At 70.8% G+C, this 18,901-nt stretch carries 19 protein-coding genes; 9 read left to right on the top strand and 10 right to left on the bottom strand.

The annotated features are described in order from the left end of the window. Positions 1–66 precede the first annotated feature (66 nt). Complete coding sequence (locus tag VF632_RS02815; RefSeq protein ID WP_331021324.1) at positions 67–381, bottom strand: hypothetical protein; 315 nt, start codon at positions 379–381, stop codon at positions 67–69. A 576-nt stretch (positions 382–957) separates the two neighbouring features. Between VF632_RS02815 and VF632_RS02810 the strand changes: the two genes are divergently transcribed. The 6 genes from VF632_RS02810 (at position 958) to VF632_RS02785 (ending at position 6,651) form a co-directional block, all read left to right on the top strand. After that, positions 958–1,473 carry a hypothetical protein gene (locus tag VF632_RS02810; protein WP_331021323.1) on the top strand — a complete coding sequence of 172 codons (516 nt, stop codon included), beginning with the start codon at positions 958–960 and terminating at the stop codon, positions 1,471–1,473. Positions 1,474–1,478: 5 nt separating this feature from the next. Continuing rightward, positions 1,479–1,988 carry a hypothetical protein gene (locus VF632_RS02805; RefSeq protein ID WP_331021322.1) on the top strand — a complete coding sequence of 170 codons (510 nt, stop codon included), beginning with the start codon at positions 1,479–1,481 and terminating at the stop codon, positions 1,986–1,988. A gap of 25 nt (positions 1,989–2,013) precedes the next feature. Continuing rightward, the gene (locus tag VF632_RS02800; protein ID WP_331021321.1) at positions 2,014–2,865 is read left to right on the top strand and encodes a hypothetical protein; all 852 of its coding nucleotides are present in this window, start codon (positions 2,014–2,016) and stop codon (positions 2,863–2,865) included. An 8-nt stretch (positions 2,866–2,873) separates the two neighbouring features. After that, positions 2,874–3,443 (top strand): hypothetical protein, encoded by a 570-nt coding sequence (locus VF632_RS02795; RefSeq protein WP_331021320.1) that lies wholly within the window; start codon positions 2,874–2,876, stop codon positions 3,441–3,443. A 7-nt stretch (positions 3,444–3,450) separates the two neighbouring features. Further along, positions 3,451–6,024, top strand: a complete 2,574-nt coding sequence (locus tag VF632_RS02790) for a hypothetical protein (protein WP_331021319.1) — start codon at positions 3,451–3,453, stop codon at positions 6,022–6,024. A gap of 282 nt (positions 6,025–6,306) precedes the next feature. After that, the gene (locus tag VF632_RS02785; protein WP_331021318.1) at positions 6,307–6,651 is read left to right on the top strand and encodes a hypothetical protein; all 345 of its coding nucleotides are present in this window, start codon (positions 6,307–6,309) and stop codon (positions 6,649–6,651) included. 67 nt (positions 6,652–6,718) lie between these two features. Here VF632_RS02785 and VF632_RS02780 read toward each other — a convergent pair whose 3' ends face one another. The 8 genes from VF632_RS02780 to VF632_RS02745 form a co-directional block, all read right to left on the bottom strand. Continuing rightward, positions 6,719–7,237 (bottom strand): SRPBCC domain-containing protein, encoded by a 519-nt coding sequence (locus VF632_RS02780; RefSeq protein WP_349263962.1) that lies wholly within the window; start codon positions 7,235–7,237, stop codon positions 6,719–6,721. Further along, positions 7,215–7,568 carry a metalloregulator ArsR/SmtB family transcription factor gene (locus tag VF632_RS02775; RefSeq protein WP_331021316.1) on the bottom strand — a complete coding sequence of 118 codons (354 nt, stop codon included), beginning with the start codon at positions 7,566–7,568 and terminating at the stop codon, positions 7,215–7,217. The genes VF632_RS02780 and VF632_RS02775 overlap by 23 nt, the downstream gene beginning before the upstream one ends. Positions 7,569–7,719: 151 nt before the next feature. Continuing rightward, positions 7,720–8,133: a response regulator gene (locus VF632_RS02770; protein ID WP_331021315.1), complete on the bottom strand. Its 414-nt coding sequence runs from the start codon at positions 8,131–8,133 to the stop codon at positions 7,720–7,722. Between the two features lie 191 nt (positions 8,134–8,324). Beyond that, a complete protein-coding gene (locus tag VF632_RS02765) occupies positions 8,325–9,827 on the bottom strand; it encodes an ATP-binding protein (RefSeq protein ID WP_331021314.1) in 1,503 nt (500 codons plus the stop codon). Next, entirely contained in the window at positions 9,827–11,185 is a 1,359-nt protein-coding gene (locus VF632_RS02760) for a sigma-54 dependent transcriptional regulator (RefSeq protein ID WP_331021313.1), read from the bottom strand. Before VF632_RS02760 ends, VF632_RS02765 begins: the two co-directional genes overlap by 1 nt. 101 nt (positions 11,186–11,286) lie before the next feature. Further along, complete coding sequence (locus tag VF632_RS02755; RefSeq protein ID WP_331021312.1) at positions 11,287–11,610, bottom strand: nucleotide pyrophosphohydrolase; 324 nt, start codon at positions 11,608–11,610, stop codon at positions 11,287–11,289. A 160-nt stretch (positions 11,611–11,770) separates the two neighbouring features. Further along, positions 11,771–12,202 (bottom strand): DUF4114 domain-containing protein, encoded by a 432-nt coding sequence (locus VF632_RS02750; protein ID WP_331021311.1) that lies wholly within the window; start codon positions 12,200–12,202, stop codon positions 11,771–11,773. Between the two features lie 345 nt (positions 12,203–12,547). Next, positions 12,548–13,072, bottom strand: coding sequence for a hypothetical protein (locus tag VF632_RS02745; RefSeq protein WP_331021310.1), 525 nt, complete (start codon positions 13,070–13,072; stop codon positions 12,548–12,550). 313 nt (positions 13,073–13,385) lie between these two features. Between VF632_RS02745 and VF632_RS02740 the strand changes: the two genes are divergently transcribed. Then, positions 13,386–16,157, top strand: coding sequence for a BTAD domain-containing putative transcriptional regulator (locus tag VF632_RS02740; RefSeq protein ID WP_331021309.1), 2,772 nt, complete (start codon positions 13,386–13,388; stop codon positions 16,155–16,157). Here the strand turns inward: VF632_RS02740 and VF632_RS02735 are convergent. Beyond that, positions 16,145–16,744, bottom strand: coding sequence for a hypothetical protein (locus tag VF632_RS02735; RefSeq protein WP_331021308.1), 600 nt, complete (start codon positions 16,742–16,744; stop codon positions 16,145–16,147). The genes VF632_RS02740 and VF632_RS02735 overlap by 13 nt on opposite strands. A gap of 266 nt (positions 16,745–17,010) precedes the next feature. On the opposite strand from VF632_RS02735, the gene purE reads away from it, so the two are divergent. Together purE and VF632_RS02725 are read left to right on the top strand one after the other, a co-directional pair. After that, positions 17,011–17,478: a 5-(carboxyamino)imidazole ribonucleotide mutase gene (gene purE, locus VF632_RS02730; RefSeq protein WP_414682878.1), complete on the top strand. Its 468-nt coding sequence runs from the start codon at positions 17,011–17,013 to the stop codon at positions 17,476–17,478. Beyond that, entirely contained in the window at positions 17,475–18,641 is a 1,167-nt protein-coding gene (locus VF632_RS02725; protein ID WP_331021306.1) for a 5-(carboxyamino)imidazole ribonucleotide synthase, read from the top strand. The genes purE and VF632_RS02725 overlap by 4 nt, the downstream gene beginning before the upstream one ends. Positions 18,642–18,901: the final 260 nt, after the last annotated feature.

The following is an 18,901-nucleotide window of genomic DNA, read 5'->3' as shown; positions in this document are numbered from 1 at the left end:
ATCGGAGACCGGCCGCGTGCGGAAAGATCGGCGCAAGCCGCGGGCGCAAGCTTCGTGCTTCGGAGGTCAGTTGCGGCCGGGCGGCGGGTCGGCGTGGCGCGCCACCTCGCGGGCACGCACCACGTCTACGTCGCCCCGGCCCGCTGAGCCCCCCGTGAGCGCCGCCACGGCCAGGCCGTCGAAGGTGACCATCGCCACGCAGAGCGCCCCCGCCTCGCGCAGGCGCCGCTCGGCCGGGCCGTGATAGGGGGCGACGACGTAGCTGCCGTGCAGCAGGAACACGCCCGAGACGGGAAGGGTGCCCTTGGCCCACGAGATGTCGTCGGCGCGGTCTTCGTAGTGGCTGGGAAACTCGTCCGGGTCCAGCAGGTCGCTTCGCATTCGGTGGATCTCGCGCATTATTGCCGGTGCGCGCCCGGCTTGCGGCGCGCTCGCGGGTTGGTACGCCGCAGGCGGGCGGGTGTGCCCGGGGGGAGTGCGGGAGTGCGGGAGTGCGGGAGTGCGGGAGTGCGGGAGTGCGTGAGTGCGTGAGTGCGGGAGTGCGTGAGTGCGGGAGTGCGTGAGTGCGTGAGTGCGGGGCTCGCCGCTCCCGGAAGAGAACATCGGCACCGTCGCGAGGGGCGCGACGCTGGCTACAAGGCCGGCTGCACTGCGTTCCGCACGATTTCGTGCACGTCGCAACGGGCTTCTGATTCGGCGTCGCGGCGCCGCCGACAGCGCGGATGCGGCGAGATTCCCGATTGGGAACGCGCCACGTTCCCAAATGGTAACGAAACCCCTCTCCCAGGGCTTGAAAAAACGGGTTAACTCTTGTATTATCAAGCACCTGCACGACATGCGACCCTCGGCACGGGCGTTGCCCTTGAAGCGGGCAGCCAGTCACGAATCGACCGGCCGTGACTCATCGGACGAATCAGAACGTCGCGGGACGCACTTTCAACCTCTCAGGAGCCACACATGAAGAAGCTCAGCCTGGCCGCGGCCGCTCTCCTTATCGCCGCCGCTCCCTCCATGGCCCATGCCCAGGCCGAAGGCCAGATCAACGCCAGCGCCACCATCGGCCAGGTGCTCGCCTTCGACAACACCACCGCCAAGGCCATCTCGTTCGGCAACCTGACGCCCGATCAGACCGCCGCCGTGTCGGCCGCCGGATACATTCCGCTGAAGCACAACGTGGCCGTGCAGATCTGGTTCAACGCCCTGCCCAGCCTGAGCGACGGCACCGCCACGCTCACGACCACGTACGCGTGCTCGGTTTCGGCTACGACCACCGCCGGCACCTTCGGCACCTGCCCCACCGCGCAGGCCGACGTATCGGCGATCTCGTCGCAGTTCTACCAGACCACCCCCGGCGGCGTGGCCACCAACTACGTCCACGTGCGCGCCACGCTGGGCCAGACGGTGATCAACAACGCGGCGCCCGGCCTGTACTCGGCCACGGTCGAGGTGCGCGCCGCCAAGTCGAGCATCTGAAGCAGATGGCGCGGCGCCCCGGGCTGAGCCTGCGTGCGCGGGGAGGCATTGGCCTCCTTGCGCTCGCGCTTGCCGCGGGGCTGCCGGGCACCATTGCGGCGCAGGCCGCGGCGTCCCCGGAGGTGGTTCTCCTGCGGGGACGCCAGCTCGTTTTTGGATCCCTGATCCCCGGCGTCCCCGAGCGCGTTTTGGTGACGGATGCCGGGCGGAGGGCGGAGCTGGTGATCGAGGGCTCGGGGACCGTGGAGCTGATGCTGCTGCTTCCCCCCGAGCTGCAGTCGCCGGACGGCGGCCGCATTCCCCTGCGGTTCGCACTGGGCGACGCCGCGGTGCTGGGCCCCGGCTCGGTCGAGGCCTCACCGTTCGATCCCCACCGCTCCGTCACCATCACCCTGCACCCCGAGCGCGGGCCCACGCGCATCCTTCTCGGCGGCACGGCTGTCGCGGGAGACGGGCACCTGGGCGGCAGCTACTCGGCCACCATTTCGGTGGCGATCGTGCAGACGGTCAGTTGAGCGGGATCCCAGGAAGGTGGTACCCATGACGAACGGACAGGCGATGCGGAGCGGACGGATCAAGGGATGGGTGGCGGCGCTGGTGCTTCTGGTCGTGGCGTGCTGGGCCAGCCCGGCCGCGGCGGTGTCGGTGAGCCCCATCGCGTTGTACCTGGACCAGACCACCCGCACCGGCACGCTGACCCTGTACAACTCGGGGACGCTGCCGGAAGAGGTGGAGATCGGCTTCGCCTTCGGCTACCCCGTGTCGGACTCGGCGGGCAACGTGAGCGTGCCCCTGTTCGACACCGCCGCGGCGGGCGAGCCGTCCGCCGTGGAGTGGATGCGCGCCTTTCCCCGGCGCCTGCGCCTGGAGGCGGGGCAGCGGCAGGTGGTGCGCGTGATGGCGCAGCCCCCCGCCGGGCTCGCCAACGGCGAGTACTGGGCGCGGGTGCTGGTGCGCTCGCGCGGCGGGCAGCCGCCCATCGAGCAGACGCAGGGCGCGGTGACCCTTCAATTGAACGTGGAGACGGTGGTCGTCGCGGCCGCGGTGTACCGCAACGGGCCCGTCACCACCGCTGTCGGCGTGCAGGCCCCCGTGGCCGTGCGCACCCCTGAGGGCGTGAGGCTGCAGCTGGACCTGGCCCGCCAGGGGAGCGCGGCGTACCTGGGACGCATCCGCGCCGAGCTGCTGGCCCCCGGCGGCGACGTCGTCGCCGAGGCGAGCGACGAAATCGCCATCTATCACCAGATGCGCCGCCGCCTGGTCATTCCCTTCACGGGAACGCTGGGCGCCGGATACCGGGTGCGCTACACGGTAGAGACGGAGCGGCCGGACCTGCCGCCCGGCGGCGTGCTGAAGGCGCCGAACGTTTCCGCCACCATCCCCGTGAGCTGACCGAACGAATGCGACTGCGTGCCGCCCTCCTGCTGCTGTGTGCAGCCGCCCTGGCTTTGCCGGGGCGGCTATGCGCGCAGTCGACGGGGCAGCTGCAGGCTTCGCTGTACCTGCTGGAGAAGCCCCTTTCCGCCACGGGCACGCGCACGCTGCAGTTCGGCGTCGTGGTTCCCGGAGTGGCGGCCACCGTGCAGCCGCGCACGGCGCAGTCGGGCGAGTGGCGGCTGGCGGGCGTGCAGGGCAAGCGCTTCCTGGACATCAGCTTCGCGCTTCCCGCGGCGCTGGTGAGCGCCGACGGCACCACGCTCCCCATCACCTTCAACGGCGTGTACGCCGGGGCGTGCGAGATCTACAACGGGGCGTGCGATCCCACCACGTACGAAACGTGGAACCCCACGACCACCCTCTTCCCCACCGCCTACCGGCTGCTGGCGGAGCGCTTCCGGCCCGGCCGGGTGCGCTACAACACCGACCAGGTTTCCATCTACATCGGGGGACGGGTTACGCCGGCCGCCACGCAGCGCCCGGGCGTGTACACCGCCACGGTCACCGTCTACGCAGTCCCCTCCAAGAACTGAAGGCTCCATGCTCCCCCTGCGGTTCCGGGGCGGATGCCGGGGCCCGGTGCTTTCGCTCGTCCTCGCCTTCTCCCTTTTCCTTTCCGCGCGTGCAGCGGCCCAGGAACTCCCCTCCGGCTACGAGCAGGGGCTTTTCGAGGTGCGCCTGGGCAGCCTGCCGGCCGCCACCCTGACGGTGGTGGTCAACGACCAGGGCCGCCTGCTGCTGCCCCTGCGCCCCGTGCTGGAGCTGGGGGGCACGCCCATGGAGCGCGACGCCTCCGGCAACACCATCCGCGTGAGCGCGCTGGCCGAGGCCCCCCCCGCGATCCTCGACGTGGCTGGCGCGCGCGTGCTGGCGGCCGACACGCTGGCGCTGGCGCCGGGCGACCTGGTGCAGGCCGGGGGCGAGGTGTACCTGGCCGTCCCCGCGCTGGCGCTGCTGCTGGGTGCGGAAGCCCAGGTGGACTGGGAGGCGCTGGCCGTTTCCATCACCCGCGGCGTGCCGTTCGCCGCCGAGACGCGGCGCGAGGTGGAAACCCGGCGCGCCGTCGAGCTGCGCCACCAGGGGGGCGAGGTGGGGCTGGCGGGCGACACGGTGTCGTACCGGGCCGTCAGCGGGGCCGGGGTGGTGGACTGGGCGATTTCCGGCCGGGTGGGGAGCGAGCCGTCGCCGCCCTCGCTGCGGCTGGGTTCGGGGTTCAGCCTGGTGGGCGGCATGCTCACCCTGCGCGGCACCCTGGCGGCGGACTCGGGCTCGGCGGGGCTGCTGGACCCGGCGGTGGCCTATCACCGTGTGTTTCCCCGCGGCCGCTTCGTCCGCCAGCTTCACCTGGGCGACCACCTGAGCGGGGGACTGCGCGCGCGGTCGCTGCGGGGCATCACCATCGGCAATGCGCCGTTCCTGCGGCGCACCCGCTTCGACCAGGTGCTGCTTTCGCCCGAGCTTCCCCCCGGGTGGCAGTACGAGGTGTACCAGGGCGGCCGCCTCGTGGGGTTCTCGGACGCGACGGCCGAGCGGCCGGTGAGCGTGCCGCTGGAGTACGGCAGCACCCCCGTGCAGGTGAAGATGTACGGCCCCGCGGGCGAGATCCGGGAGTCGAGCGTGATCTACTCCGTTCCCGTGACGCAGCTTCCGCGCGGGGTCAACGAGTACGCGGCGGGGGTGGGCGCCTGCCCGCACGGGGAGTGCACCCTGGCGGCATACCTGGACCTGCGCCGCGGGGTGACGCGCACCCTTACCGTGGCCGGCGGCTTCGAGTACGAGCAGCCCGCGGACTCCGCCGGGCCCGTGCTGAGCCCGTTCGGCGCGGTGAGCGCGCTGCTGCGGCCCGGCACCAGCGCCGAGGTGCAGGCGCTGCTCGGCTCGTTCGTGCGCGGCTCGCTTCAGCACGTGGCGGCGGGCGGGGTGGCGCACGCGACGGCCGGCATCGTCTACCCGGGCTCGGGGCAGTTCTCCTTTGCGCCCCTGGCCAGCCCGCGCTGGCAGGCCGGCGGCGGGTTCAGCCGCTCGAACGTTCGCGCCGGCCCGGTGCGCGCCTATGCGCTGAACGGCCGCGCGGAGGGAACGCAGGAGGCGGGGCTGGACCGGGTGCGCGTGTCGGCCCTGGCCGCGCTGCGGTCCGCGCGGCTGGAGGCGGGCTACGAGTCCGGGCTCCCGGGCTCGCCGGGCGTCATCTTTCTGGCGCCCAGCGTTTCCCTGCCGCGCTTCGTTCCGCCCTGGCTGCGCGGGTCGGGGCTCAGCGGCAGCCTGGCCTTCGCCGAGGGCGAGCTGCGGCAGGCGGGGTTCAACACCTCGCTGCAGACGGGGCCCACCTCGTTCGCCACGCTGGCCGTGCAGTGGCTTCCCGATCCCAACGGGATGGCGGTGTACCTGACCTTCGCGCGCCGGCTGGGGTTCGCCAACGTGCAGACACAGGCCGCCTCGCTGCGCAGCCAGGTGCAGGGATCGTGGTCCGCCGAGGGGAGCGTGGCGTACGGCGGGCGGGGCGGCGTGCTCGCGCTTCCCTACCGCGGAACCGGGATGGCGGGGGTGGGCGGGCGGGTGTTCTACGACCTGGACGGCAACGGCGTGTTCAGCGCGGGCGACCGGCCTCTCCCGGGCGCCACGGTACGGATCGGGTCCGTGAGCGTGAAGTCGGGGGCGGACGGGGCCTATCGCACCTGGTCGGTGCTGCCCTTCGAGGCGGCGCAGGTGGCGCTCGACACGCTTTCGCTGGACGAGGCCGGGTGGGTGCCGGTCGCCCGTGGCGTGGAGCTTCGGCCGGCGCCGCACGTGTTCGCGGCGGTCGACATTCCCCTGGTGCAGACGCGCGAGCTGGCGGGCCAGTTGCTTCCCGGCCGCGAGGTGCCCACCGTCGCGGGGGTGACGCTGGAGATCGTCAGCCGCGAAACGGGGGACGTGCAGCGCGTGGCCACGTTCAGCGACGGCGAGTTCTACGTGAGCCGCGTACGGCCGGGCACGTACGAGATCCGTGTCGCCGAATCGTCCCTGCGCGCCCTGAACGCGATCGCCGATCCGAATCCGCTGGTGCTCGTGGTTCCCGCCTCGGGCGACGTGCTGGTGCAGGCGCCACCCATCACGCTGCGCAAGATCCGCTGACGACGTCCGCATCGATCGAAAGCAGCAGGGCAGCCGGGTCGCGCTGCCCTGCTGCTTTTTTGCACACGTGCATCACTGGGTGTACAGAAATCGGTCGCTCACAGCCAAGTGGTTGCACGGAGGCCACTTACATTTCAATCGTCCTCAAACCGCACACGACACGGAGCGCGCACGCATCATCTAAACGCGACGCAGACAACGACTTAGGGCAGGCGCAACCTCGGCTCGCGGCTCGCATCGGAGGGAAGGAGCAAAACGCTTCTCTCTCCGTGGATGCCAGCCGTGAAGACCGCCCTTGCCGCCGCCCTGATCTCCATCGCCCTGAGCGCCGCGCCCGCCCTGGCGCAGGGCTCGATCCACGCGAGCGCGACCATCCTGCCGCGGCAGGGCGTGGAGATGGGTGCGGGTGTCGCGACGGAGGTTCGGAACGGCGCGCTCGGCGTCTTGGTCGGCATCGCGAACAAGGGAGCGAGCAGCTACGTCGTGCAGGTGGCGAGGGAGGACGATTCGGCCGCACCCGCAGCGAGCATGGTCGTCCGCGGAGGGGAGAACCGGGAGTTCCGCTTCCGCCGTCCGGCGGCGGAAGCGTCGGGGCGCATCACGTACGTCATCTCCCCCATGATCTGAGAAAAGGGAGTCCCACACCGGCCGAGCCGGGACTCTCGGACGACCGGCCGCGAGGTCCAGGTCTCGGTTACTGTCGCGAGCTCTCACCCAGGGTGACGAGAAGCTCGTCCAGCTGATCGAACGTCTCGACCATTGCATCGGCTGCTCCGGTGCCGGCAGCGTCGAGCGCTTCCTTGGTAGGATAGCTCTCGTGCAGGACCACCAGCGTCTTGCCGTCCGTTTCCTCGAAGGTCACCGTGGTGACAGACCCGCCCTCGCCGCCTTCTTCATTGGTCCACGCGAGGCGCGAATACGGCTCCACTTCGACATAGGTACCGAAGAACGCGGCAGGCTCGGCGCCACCGATGTCGAATTCCAATCGGTACTTGCCTCCGACACGAGCATCCACCTCGCAGGACAGCAGGGTCATTCCCATCGACTTGGGCACCCACCAACGCCTGAGCAGCTCGGCCCTGGTAAATGCCTCGAAAACGATGCGCGCCGGGCCGTCGATGGTCCGCGTGACGACCACCTCGCGGTCCGACGTCCGTTCCACCGTGGTGCGGTTCTTCACGGGGCCGGGCCTACTCTCGGTTCCTGCGTTCATCGCTCTTCTCCTTTTGTGTGAGTTCCTCGACTACCCTGTCCAACTCGTCGAAGCGTTCGTCCCAGCGCTGGCGGTAGCTCTCGAGCCACGCCGTTTCCTCCTCCAATCGGCGCGGGCCCAGCTGGCACGTCCGCACCCGCCCGGTCTTCTTCGTGGTGACGAGCCCCGCCTGCTCCAGAACGCCGACGTGCTTCTTCATGCCCGTGAGCGTCATGTGGAACTTCTCGGCGAGCTCCGTGATCGAAGCGTCGGCTCGTCCCAGCTGCTCCAGGATGCCACGCCGCGTGGCGTCCGAGAGCGCGGCGAACGAAGAATCGAGTCGGGTCGTCATACAGTGAACCGCATGGTTCAGTATCGTAGCGCAATCGTTCGCGGCATACAAGGGGTGGCCGCGAAGAACGATGCGTTCTGCGGATGAACGAAAGCGGGCGGAACCTCGAAAGGTCCCGCCCGCTTCGCACGTCCCCGGAAACGTGCCGGGTTCAGCGATACTCGATGGCGCTGTGCGACGCGTCGGAGTAGATGTGCCGCGACAGCCAGTCGGCCAGCTTCACGAACATCCGCTCGTCCTTGCGGATGAAGTGGCACGCGCCGCTCACCACCTCGTCGGGAACGTTGTTCGGCGTCGCCGCGCTCACGAACACCGTCGGCACCTCGGCGAAGCTGGGGATCGCGCGCACCTCGCGGCAGCTCTGGAAGCCGTCGCGGCCGGGCATGTCGACGTCCAGCAGCAGCCCCTGGATGCCGCTGCCGCCCCCGGCGGCCCACGACACCAGCTCGTCACCTGAGGCGAAGCGCAGCACGCGGAAGCCCTGGTGCTCCAGCCACGCGGACATCAGCTCCGCGTGGAGCTCGTCGTCGTCGGCGAGCGCGAGGGTCGGTTGGTCTTGCATCATAGCAGGATACGGCGAGTTCATGGGCCGCATGGAGAGCAAGGATCGTCCCAGACACGCCACCTCTGGGCAAACACCCCTCCTTCAACCACTTAGGCCAACCAAACATCCGTGTGCGCTCCGTTCGGGCGTTCCCGGTGGGGAACACGCGCGCCCGAATGGGAACGCCCGCTCCGGAACGGGAACCTCACCCGTCACCGCACGGACACTTCTTCGCGCAGCCGGGCCACCAGCGCATCCACCTCGGGACCGCCGCCGCGGGTGCGCACCGCCTCCTCGGCCGCATCGCCCAGGCGCGACAATTCGGCGAACCCGTACCCCGCGGCGGCCCCGCGCAGTTTGTGAAGCTCGCGGCGCAGGGCCTCCTGGTCACCGGCCGAGAAGTGGCGCTCGATGGCCGCCAAGCGGTCGTGCAGCCCCGTGCGGAACCGGGCGCGCAGGGGAGCCAGGAAGTCGTCCTCGTCCGCCGGGGCCTCGGCCGGCATGGGCGCGCGCGTGAGTGCCTCGTCCACGTAGGCCACCAGCACGTCGGCCTCCACCGGCTTCACCACCTTGCCGTCGAACCCCGCGGGGTTGGGGTCGGCCAGGGCGCCCGCGGTGAACGCCAGGACGGGAATCGACTCCAGCGCGGTGAAGCCCCGCATCTCGGCCAGCGCCTCGGCGCCGCCGCGGCCCACCAGGTGAAGGTCCAGCAGCACCAGCCGGGGGTGCGCCTGCGCCAGGCGGGCCCCCACGCCGGGGGAGCCGTCATCCGCCACCGCCCGGTAGCCGGCGCGGCGCAGGACGATGGTGGCGTAGGCGCGGATGTCGGCATCGTCGTCCACCACGGCCACCATCTCGCCGCGGGTGCGCGCGACGGCCGCCGCGGGCACGCTCGCCTCGGCGGCCGTTTCGCCCGCGGCGGCGGCGGGGAGGGAGATCCAGAAGGTGCTTCCATGGCCGGGGATGGAGCTCACCCCCACGCTGCCGCCCATGGCCTCGGTGAGCATGCGCGAAAGCGCCAGCCCCAGCCCGGCGCCGCGCACCCGCAGCCCGGGCGGGTTCACGCGCGAAAACTCCTTGAACAGCCGCAGCTGGTTCGCCGTGGAGATTCCCGGCCCGCGGTCGCTCACCTCCACCCGCACCTCGCCGGCGCCGTCCGTCACGCGGACCGCCACCTCCCCGCCTTCGGGCGAGTACTTGACGGCGTTCTCCAGCAGGTTGAAGAGCACCTGCCGCAGCCGCCCCGCGTCGGCCAGGGCCGCGCGCGCGGCGCGGTCGTCCATGCGAAACACGATGCCGCGCGCGAACGCCTGCGGCTCCAGCGCGGTGATCACCGCCTCGGCCACCTCGGCGGCGCGCACGGGGCTGAGCGTAACCTCCAGCGCCCCCGCCTCGACTTTGCTGATGTTCAGCAGGTCGTCGACCACGTGCAGCAGGTGGCGCGCGTTGCGAAGCACCACCTCCAGGTACTCGGCGCGCACGGCGGGGTCCATCTCCTCGCCCTCGCCCTGCAGCAGCGACGCGAAGCCGATGATGGAGCTGAGGGGGGTACGGAACTCGTGGCTGACGTGGCGGATGAAGCGGCTCTTGTGCGCGCTGGAGCGCTCCGCCTCGTCCAGCCGGGTGCGCAGGGCGGCGGCCTCCGCCTGGCTCGCGGCCAGCTCCTGGCGAAGGCGCGCGGCGCTCTCGGCCGGCGGCTTCCGCGGTGGCGCCACTACTCCCTCCCGGCCAGCAGGCCGTGCTGCTTGCGGCGCTGCCACAGCACCTTGCGCGACACGCCCAGCCGGTCGGCGGCCTCCTGCACGTTGCCGCCCACCTCGCGCAGCGTTTCTTCGATGTAGCGTGCCTCCACCTCGTCCAGCGTCAGCCCGCGGGGGATCACCACGCCTTCCACCGGCGCGGCCACCGCCACGGGCGTGTTGGCCAGCTCCACGATGCGCAGCGTGGGGCCGGACGAAAAGATCATCGAGCGCTCGATGATGTTCCGCAGTTCGCGCGCGTTCCCCGGCCAGTCGTAGCGCGTAAGCCGGTCTACCCCGTCGGCGTCGATCTCGGGAACCGGCTTGGCGAAGTACTCGGCCGCGCGCTTGACGAAGTGGATGGCGATCTCGGGGATGTCGGAGCGGATGGCGCGCAGCGGGGGCAGCATCTGCGACGCCACGTTCAGCCGGTAGTACAGGTCTTCGCGAAAGGTCCCCCGCCCCACCTCGGCGCTCAGGTCGGCGTTCGTGGCGGCCACTACGCGCAGGGTGACGGTCTGCTCGCGGGTGCTGCCGATGCGGCGGAACGAGCGGCTTTCCAGGAACGAGAGCAGCTTGGTCTGCAGCTCGGGCGCCATGGTGCCGATTTCGTCCAGGAACAGCGTGCCCCCGTCCGCCACCTCGACGAGGCCTTTCTTGGCCTGCTTGGCGTCGGTGAACGCGCCCTTCTCGTAGCCGAACAGCTCCGCCTCCAGCAGCCCGGCCGGCAGCGCCGCGCAGTTCACCTCCACGAAGCGGTAGCCGGCCGCCTTGCTGGCGGCGTGGATGCCGCGGGCCACCAGGTTCTTGCCCGTCCCCGACTCGCCCAGCAGCAGCGCCGACACCTGCGGCACCGACCCCACGCTGGCGATGAACTCGCGCACCTGCTGCATCAGCGGGTGCCGGCCGATGATGGCGTGCGGGTCGAACTTGGCCTGCGTGAGGCTCTGGAGCAGCTGCTCCTTGGGCGCCTGTTCCATCGCCCGGGCGATGCGCGTTTCCAGCGAGCGCGGGTCGATGGGCTTGGTGGTGAAGTCCGAGGCCCCGGCCTGCAGCGCGCGCTCGGCGTCGCCCTCCGTCCCCCGCGCGGTGGCGATGATCACGGGTAGCCCGCGGTTCAGCTCGCGCACGCGGCGGACGAAGGTGATGCCGTCCATGCCGGGCATCACCAGGTCGCACACCACCGCGTCGGGCGGGTCGGAGCGGATTTCCTCCAGCGCGCTCTCCGCCCGCGTGAAGCCCTTGGTGACGAAGCGGCGCCCGCGCTCGATCTGCGCCGTTACCAGCGCCACCTGGTCGGGGTCGTCGTCGATGATGAAGACGGTGGGATTCATGGGGAGTGCGTGAGTGCGGAAGTGCGAAAGTGCGAAAGTGCGAAAGTGCGCGTCGCCCTGCGCTTTTACCGTTGTGACCGTTATGACCGTAGTTACCGTTGTTACCCCGGTTCCTTCCGCTCCCAGCGGTCGGCGTCGCGCACCTGGTACTTGGAGAGGGTGCGGCGAGCGGCTTCGCTCAGGTCGATGTCCAGCTGGTTGGCCAGGACCACGATCACGAACAGGATGTCGCCCAGCTCCAGCGCGATGTCGCCCTCGGGCTCGTCGTGCTTCTTGGTCTTGGGGCCGAACTGGTGGTTGATCTCGCGCGCCAGCTCGCCCACCTCTTCCGTCAGACGCGCCAGGTTCACCAGCGGCGGAAAGTACCCCTCCTTGAACTGCGAGATGTACGCGTCTACCTGCTGCTGGATTTCGCGGAGATCCATGCTTTCGCCATCCGGTGTCGGGAGATGCACGCAACCTAAGCGCGTTCCCAAATGGAAACAAGAAGAAGGCCCGCCGCAGCGTGGCGGGCCTCCTGTCGGATGATCAGCACAGCCCCGGCGCACGGGCCGGGGCTGCGAAGGTGAGAGGCGGGCTCGATTCTTATCCCCCGAACAGCGTCCAGTTGAGATTAATCAACGCGTCGTTGAAGTCACAGTCCCCCCCCGAGGGCGTGTCCTCTACGCAGAACGTGTATCCGCCGGCGTACGTGGTGGTGCCGTAGGACAGCGCATCGTACCCGGTCAGCACCTGGGTCAGCCCTTGGGGCTGGGTGCTGGAAACCACGGCGTAGTAGGTCGTGCCGCTCTGGAGTTGGAACGATGCGGTGCTCATCGCCGTCAGCGCCCCTCCACGGCCACCACCGGAGATGGTCGCGAGTGCGGTGGTTCCACCCGTTGCCCAGATGGAGACGGTGATCGTGTTGCCGGTCTGGGTGTAGCCCGACACGAAGCAGGTCAGGGAGCTGGTGGTGGTGATCAGGTCCGGCAGTGGAACGTTGTTGCCGGAGTATCCGACGTTCGTGCAGATGGCCATGATGGACGTTTCCTTTGGAAGTTGGAGAATGACTGCTGCGAATGTCCTGCGCTTTTCCGGCCCTTCACTGTGGATCGAGCCGGCAAGAGGTGATACGGCGGGCGAGGCGTATCTGCATTCCGTGTGAGAGGAGAAGGAAGGACGGCCCCGGCCCGTCCAAGGCGGGAAACGCTTTGCGGCGTCCCCGATACGTGAACACATTCTAAAGACTTGAGACTCACCAAAACGCGCTCGGGGACGCCGCGGCCTGCGCCGGAATGGTGCCCGGTAGCCCCGCGGCAAGCGCGAGGAGGACGATGCCTCCCCGCGCACGCAGGCTCAGCTCGGACCGCCGCGCCATCCGGTTCAGATGGTCGACTTGGCCGCGCGGACCTCGACGGTGGCCGTGTACAGGCCGGGCGCCGCGGTGTTGATCACCGTCTGGCCCAATGTGGCGCGCACGTGGACGTAGTTGGTAGCCACACCGCCGGGGGTGGTCTGGTAGAACTGCGACGTGGTCGCCGCGACGCCCGCCTGCGCCGTGGGGCAGGTGCCGAAGGTGCCGGCGGTGGTGGTGGCCGAAACCGAGCACGCGTACGTGGTGGTGAGCGTGGCGGTGCCGTCGCTCAGGCTGGGCAGGGCGTCGAACCAGATCTGCACGGCCACGTTGTGCTTCAGCGGAATGTATCCGGCGGCCGACACGGGGCCGGTCTGGTCGGGCGACAGGTTGCCGAACGAGATGTCCTTGACCATGGTGTGGTCGAAAGCAAGCACCTGCGCGATGGTGGCGCTGGCGTTGATCTGGCCTTCGGCCTGGGCATGGGCCATGGAGGGAGCGGCGGCAAGGAGGAGGGCGGCCGCGGTCAGGCTGAGCTTCTTCAGAGTCGACATGTGGTTCGATCCTTTGCGCATGATTGTGATGGAATGGAGTCACTGCCCGCTTTGCTTCGCCGGGCCGTGTGGAGGGCGTAACCCGCCCGGGGCACGCACCTGTGATCGAGCACTACGACCGTCTGCCTCTGCCGGGGCGGGTCCCGGGCTCTCGTGTACATGGCTCGTACGGGTTGAGAGAAGAAAAGAAGGACGGCATCTGCCCGTCCACGGAGGGAAACGCTTGCGGCGTCCCCGATACGTGAACACATTCTAAATACTTGAGATCAACCCGGTTTCATGCTCTCCATCATCTCCCTGGTTGAAGCCCCGAATGCCCCCTCTCTTTCGCCTGGAACTGCTCGGAGATCCCGCCTTTTCCGGCCCTGACGGGCCCGTTCGCGGACGCGCCGCGCACAAGCGGCGGGTGGCGCTGCTGGCTGTACTGGCGGTGGCTCGGGGGCGTCCGGTGGGGCGGGAGCGGATCATCGGGCTGCTGTGGCCGGAGCTCACCACCGAGGCGGCGCGGCACAACCTGTCCGAGTCGCTGTACGTGCTGCGCAAGGAGCTTGGGGAAGGCAGCGTGGCGGCCCCGGCGGCGGGCGACGTGGCGCTGAACCCCGAGGCGGTGGCCAGCGACGTGGCCGAGTTCCAAGACCGGCTGGAGGCGGGGGATGCGGAGGGAGCAGCGGCCCTGTACCGTGGCCCGCTGCTGGACGGCTTCTTCGTGGGCGACGCGCCCGAGTTCGAGCGCTGGATCGATGCCGAGCGCGACCGGCTGGCGCGGGCGCACGCCACCGCGCTGGAGGGGCTGGCCCAGGCGGCGGAGGATGAGGGAAGCGCCCTCCGCGCCGTGGACTGGTGGCGCCGGCTGGCCGCGCACGACCCGTTCAGCTCGCGCACGGCCCTGCGCCTTGTGCGCGCCCTGGACGCCGCAGGCGAACGCCCCTCCGCCCTGCGCGCGGCAGAGACGCACGCGGCGATGCTGCGCGAAGAGCTGGGGGTGGAGCCCGACCCGGACCTGCTGGCGCTGGTCGCGCGGCTCCGTGCCGATCCCCCGCGCGCCGCCGCGCCCGTGCCCCCCCTGGCGCACCGGCCCGCCGCGGAGCCGGCCCGCCCCCCGCCCGCCATCGATTCGTCTCCGTTCATCGATCCGCCCCAGCCCACCGCTTCCCCTTCCGCCACCGCCGCCCTGTCCCATTCCGCATCGCCCGCGTCAGCGCCGGATGAAGCCGATACGGTGGATACGGTGGATACGGTGGATACGGTGGATGCTGCGGATCAGGCGATCCGTGAGGACGCGGTGGCCGGGCTGGATGCGGAGGAAGCCTCAGAGGGAGCGAGTCCGGCGGATGCGTCCGGCGCGGCCTCGATCCCACCCGCGCCGGTTGCCGCGGAGGCGGCGGACGCCGCGCCGGTCGCGCCCCCGCCCGTAGTCCCGGCAGCGGCGGACGCGGAGGCGCCTCCCCCCCGGCCCGTCGCCGTGCCCCTCACGCCCCGGCGACGCCGCACTGCCGCCCCGTACGCGGCGTTGGGCGGAGTGCTGCTGGGGCTTCTGCTGGCCCTGCTCACCGGCTCGTCGCTGCAGACCGGGCAGAACGACGATGCGCCGCGGTATGATCCGCGGCGCATTGCCGTGCTGTACTTCGAGGACCTGAGCCCCGGGGGCGAACTGCAGTACCTGGCCGTGGGGCTGACGGAGCGGCTGATCCACGAGCTGGGCCAGGTGGGCGCGCTCGACGTGGTGTCGCGCGGCGGCGTACGCCCGTACCGTGATGGCGCCGTGCGCTTCGACAGCATGGCCGCCCAGCTGCGCGTGGGAAGCGTGGTGGAGGGCACGCTGCAACGCTCGCGCGACAGCGTCTGGGTCACGGTGGCGCTGGTGGACGCCAACACGCAGCGCCAGCTGCAGAGCCGGGTGATCGGCAAGCCGCTGGGCGACGTGGTGGCGCTGGAGCGCGCGGTGGCCGCCGAGGTGTCCGCCGCGCTGCGCAGGCGGGTGGGCCAGGAGGTGCGGCTGCGCACCGCCGCGGCAGAAACGGAAAGCGCCGAAGCGCGGGAGCGGGTACTGATGGCGGAGCAGCTGCGCCGCGACGCGCGCGCCATGGGCCGCAGCCTCGACACGCTGGACACCGGCTCGGCCGCCCGCCTGCTGCTGCGCGCCGACTCGCTGCTGGCGCGCGGCCAGGTGGCCGACCCGCGCTGGGCGCAGCCCACGCTGCTGCGGGGGTGGGTGGACATCGACCGCGCAGGCTTTGCCCGCGGCGACGCCCGCAACGCGCGTCTGCGGTCCGCGCAGCGGCACGCGGAGAAGGTGCTGGCGCAGGGGCGGGGCTCCCGTGCCGAGGCGCTGGAGCTTCGCGGCACCGCCGTCTACCGGCTGGCGCTGGAGGCGTCGGACACGGTGAGGCAGCGCGTGTGGATGGACACGGCCGAAACCGACCTGCGCGCCGCCACCGCGGCCGAGCCGTCGCGCGCCAGTGTGTGGAGCACCCTCAGCCAGCTGCTGCGCATCCGCGGACGCCTGGCGGAAAGCGAGGTGGCCGCCCGGCGCGCCCTGGCCGCGGACGCCTACCTCGACGACATGGCCGCCATCCGCCACCTCCTGTATTTCAGCGGGCTGTGGCGGGGCGACTACGCCCAGGCCCACGAACAGTGCGAGCTGGGAGCCGCGCAGTTTCCCGCCGACCGCCGGTTCACCGAGTGCCGCCTGACCCTGCTGCGCAACGACCGCACGCGCCCCGCCGACGCGGCGGCGGCCTGGCGCCTGGTGGCCGAGCTGGACCGCATCGACCCGCCGGCACGCGCCCGCGCGCAGAACCGCGTGTACGGGCCCATCTACCGGCGGATGGTGGCCGCCGCGGTTTCTGCCCGCGCCGGCGACGCGGACAGCGCCCGGGCCGTGGTGGCCCGGGCGCGAAGCGAGGTGGGGACCCACCCCGCGCTTGCCCACTCGCTGAACTACGAAGAGGCCTGGGTGCGGCTGATGCTGGGCGACACCGCGGGCGCGCGCACGCTGGTGGACCGCATGCTGGCCTACCGCCCGTCCATGCGCGAATACCTGCTACGCGACCCGCTCATCGTCGCGCTGGCCTACCGGCCCTGAGCGCGACGGGCCAGGTGCACCCGTCGTGCGTGGCCGCCGGGGTGCAGCGTCGCCAGCTTGGGCACGATGAGGGGCTCCGCCTCAGGCTCACCCACGAACTCCGAGCTGGGCAGGTGCGCCACGGCAAAGGGCGTCTCGCCCTCCACCCTCTCCTCGCCGCCTACCGCGCTTTCGGGCAGCAGCACGTTCAGCACCGCCTTCGCCATCTCCGGGCCCCTGTCGCCGTACACCGACGCATAGTACGGCACCAGGAACTTCTCGACCGCCGACACGCTCCAGAACACCGCGTCCGCCGCGTACGTCCCGGCCGGGTGGAACCCTTCCGCAGGCACCGTGACGCTCATCAGGTTCACGCTCTTGCCCTTCTGGACGCCGATCGAGGCGAACCGCACCGTCGAAGGCGGATCCTTCGGAGTAGGATCGCAGTGGATGACCACCGTGTCGTCGTCCTCCTGCACCGGGGTTTTGGACGGGCAGATTACCGGGTCGCCGTCGCGGATGACGAAGTACAGGTCGTAGCCGCGCATGCCGCTGGCGGTTTCGGCGATCTCGCGGAGGATCTGAAAGGTGACCTTCGGCTTGGGCATCGGTATCTCTCTGGCGGGAGTGAGCGCGGCGCGCAGCCCTGCCGCGCACCGTCACGATCAAGCTACCGCGCGCCCGTCAACGCGCTCTCAGCCCGGGGGTTGATGCCGGTACCCGGACGGAATAAACCGATCAGCGCGGAGATGTCGAAGCGAAGACCGGACGGTTGCGCGTCCGCGCCTGCGCGCTACCTTCCGGGCCGCAGACGGACCGTGGACCCATCTACCGCCAGGACAGGAACGTGAATCAGCCGCGCGTGGGCATCATCATGGGAAGCCGCTCGGACCGCGAGACCATGCAGGAGGCCGCGCGCGTCCTGGACGAGCTGGGGATCGCGCACGAGATGCGGGTCGTCTCCGCGCACCGCACCCCCGACCTGATGTTCCGCTACGCCGAACAGGCCGAGGGCCGCGGCATCCAGGTGATCATCGCCGGGGCCGGCGGCGCCGCGCACCTCCCGGGGATGACGGCCGCCAAGACCGTGCTCCCCGTCATCGGCGTCCCCGTGCTCTCGTCCACCCTCAACGGGCTGGACTCGCTGCTTTCCATCGTCCAGATGCCCAAGGGCGTGCCTGTCGCCACGGTCGCCATCGGCAAGGCGGGCGCGGCCAACGCGGGGCTGCTGGCGGCGCGCATCCTGGGCAGCCACGACGCGTCGATTCGAGAAAAGCTCAAGGCGTACGCGGAGCGGATGGCGGAGGATGCGCTCCGCGACCCCGCGGAGGCCGCACAATGACGGCGGACGCCGCGGCCCCGTTCCTTCCCGGCGCCACGCTGGGGATGGTGGGCGGAGGCCAGCTCGGCCGGATGTTCGCGCTCGAGGCGCGGCGGATGGGGTATCGCGTCGTGGTCCTGGACCCCGGCGAGGACACGCCCGCCGCGCAGTTCTGCGACCGCCATGTCCGCGCGCCCTTCGAGGACCTGGACGCCTGCCTGGAGCTGGCCCGCCTCTCGGACGTGGTGACGCTGGAGTGGGAGAACGCCGACGTGGCCACGCTGCGCGAGATGGAGCGCATCGTCCCCGTCCGTCCCGGGCCAGGCGTGCTCGAGGTGGCGCAGCACCGCGTGAGGGAAAAGGACGCGGCGCGCCGGCTGGGCGTGCTGACCGCGGAGTACCGCGCCGTGGGCACGCGCCAGGAGCTGGATGAGGCGCTACGCGAGATCGGCGCGCCGGCCATCCTGAAGACGGCGCGGATGGGATACGATGGGAAGGGCCAGGCGGTAATCCGCGGCGCGGGCGACGTGGACAATGCGTGGAACGCGGTTTCGGCGATGGGAAGCGAGTTCATCCTGGAGGCGATGGTGAGCTTCCGGATGGAGGTGTCCGTCATCTGCGCCCGCTCCGCGACGGGCGAAACGGCGTGCTTTCCCGTTGCTGAGAACGAGCACCGCGGCGGCATCCTTCACCTTACCCGCTGCCCCGCGCGCGTCTCGGACGAGATCGCCGCGGAAGCCATGCGCGTCGCCACTGCCCTGGCCGAGGGGCTGGGCGTCGTGGGCCTGCTGGCGGTGGAGATGTTCGTGGATGCGGACGGGCGCATCCTGGTGAACGAGATTGCCCCGCGCCCCCACAACTCCGGCCACCACACGATCGAGGCGTGCGGGGTGTCGCAGTTCGAGCAGCAGCTGCGCGCCGTCTGCGGGCTGCCGCTGGGGTCCCCCGCCCTGCTGCGCCCCGCGGCCATGGTGAACCTGATGGGCGAGGACGCGGGCACCGGGCTGGGCCGCGCGGGCGTCGCCGACGCGCTGCGGGTGCCCGAAACGTCGCTTCACCTGTACGGCAAGGGTGCGGCGCGCCCGGGCCGCAAGATGGGCCACCTGACGTCCCTGGCTGGCGACGTGGACGAAGCGGCCGGGCGGGTGCTGCGGGCATGGGAAGCCGCCACCCGCCACGGGTGAACCTGCGGCCCTTGCGCCCCAGCCTTCACGGTGGCAATAGTAGGGAACGGCTCCGCCATCTGGTTACGCGAAACCCACCCTCCACCGCCGGCAGGTGTTCCCACGCGGGGACACGGTTGCCGGAGATGTCCCCGGAACGGCACGGGTCTGCCGCGCCCGGCACCCTGAAACAAATGCGCCCCAGCGGCGTAAAGACATACATCGGAACGGCTTGCTGACGCGAGGCCCATCTGGCCCGCCGCTTGCCTTGTTTCGAGGTG

Source organism: Longimicrobium sp. (assembly GCF_036388275.1).
In the GTDB taxonomy this organism is placed as follows: domain Bacteria; phylum Gemmatimonadota; class Gemmatimonadetes; order Longimicrobiales; family Longimicrobiaceae; genus Longimicrobium.
Note: the sequence above shows the minus strand (reverse complement) of the source record. Positions and strands in the feature narration are given on the sequence as shown.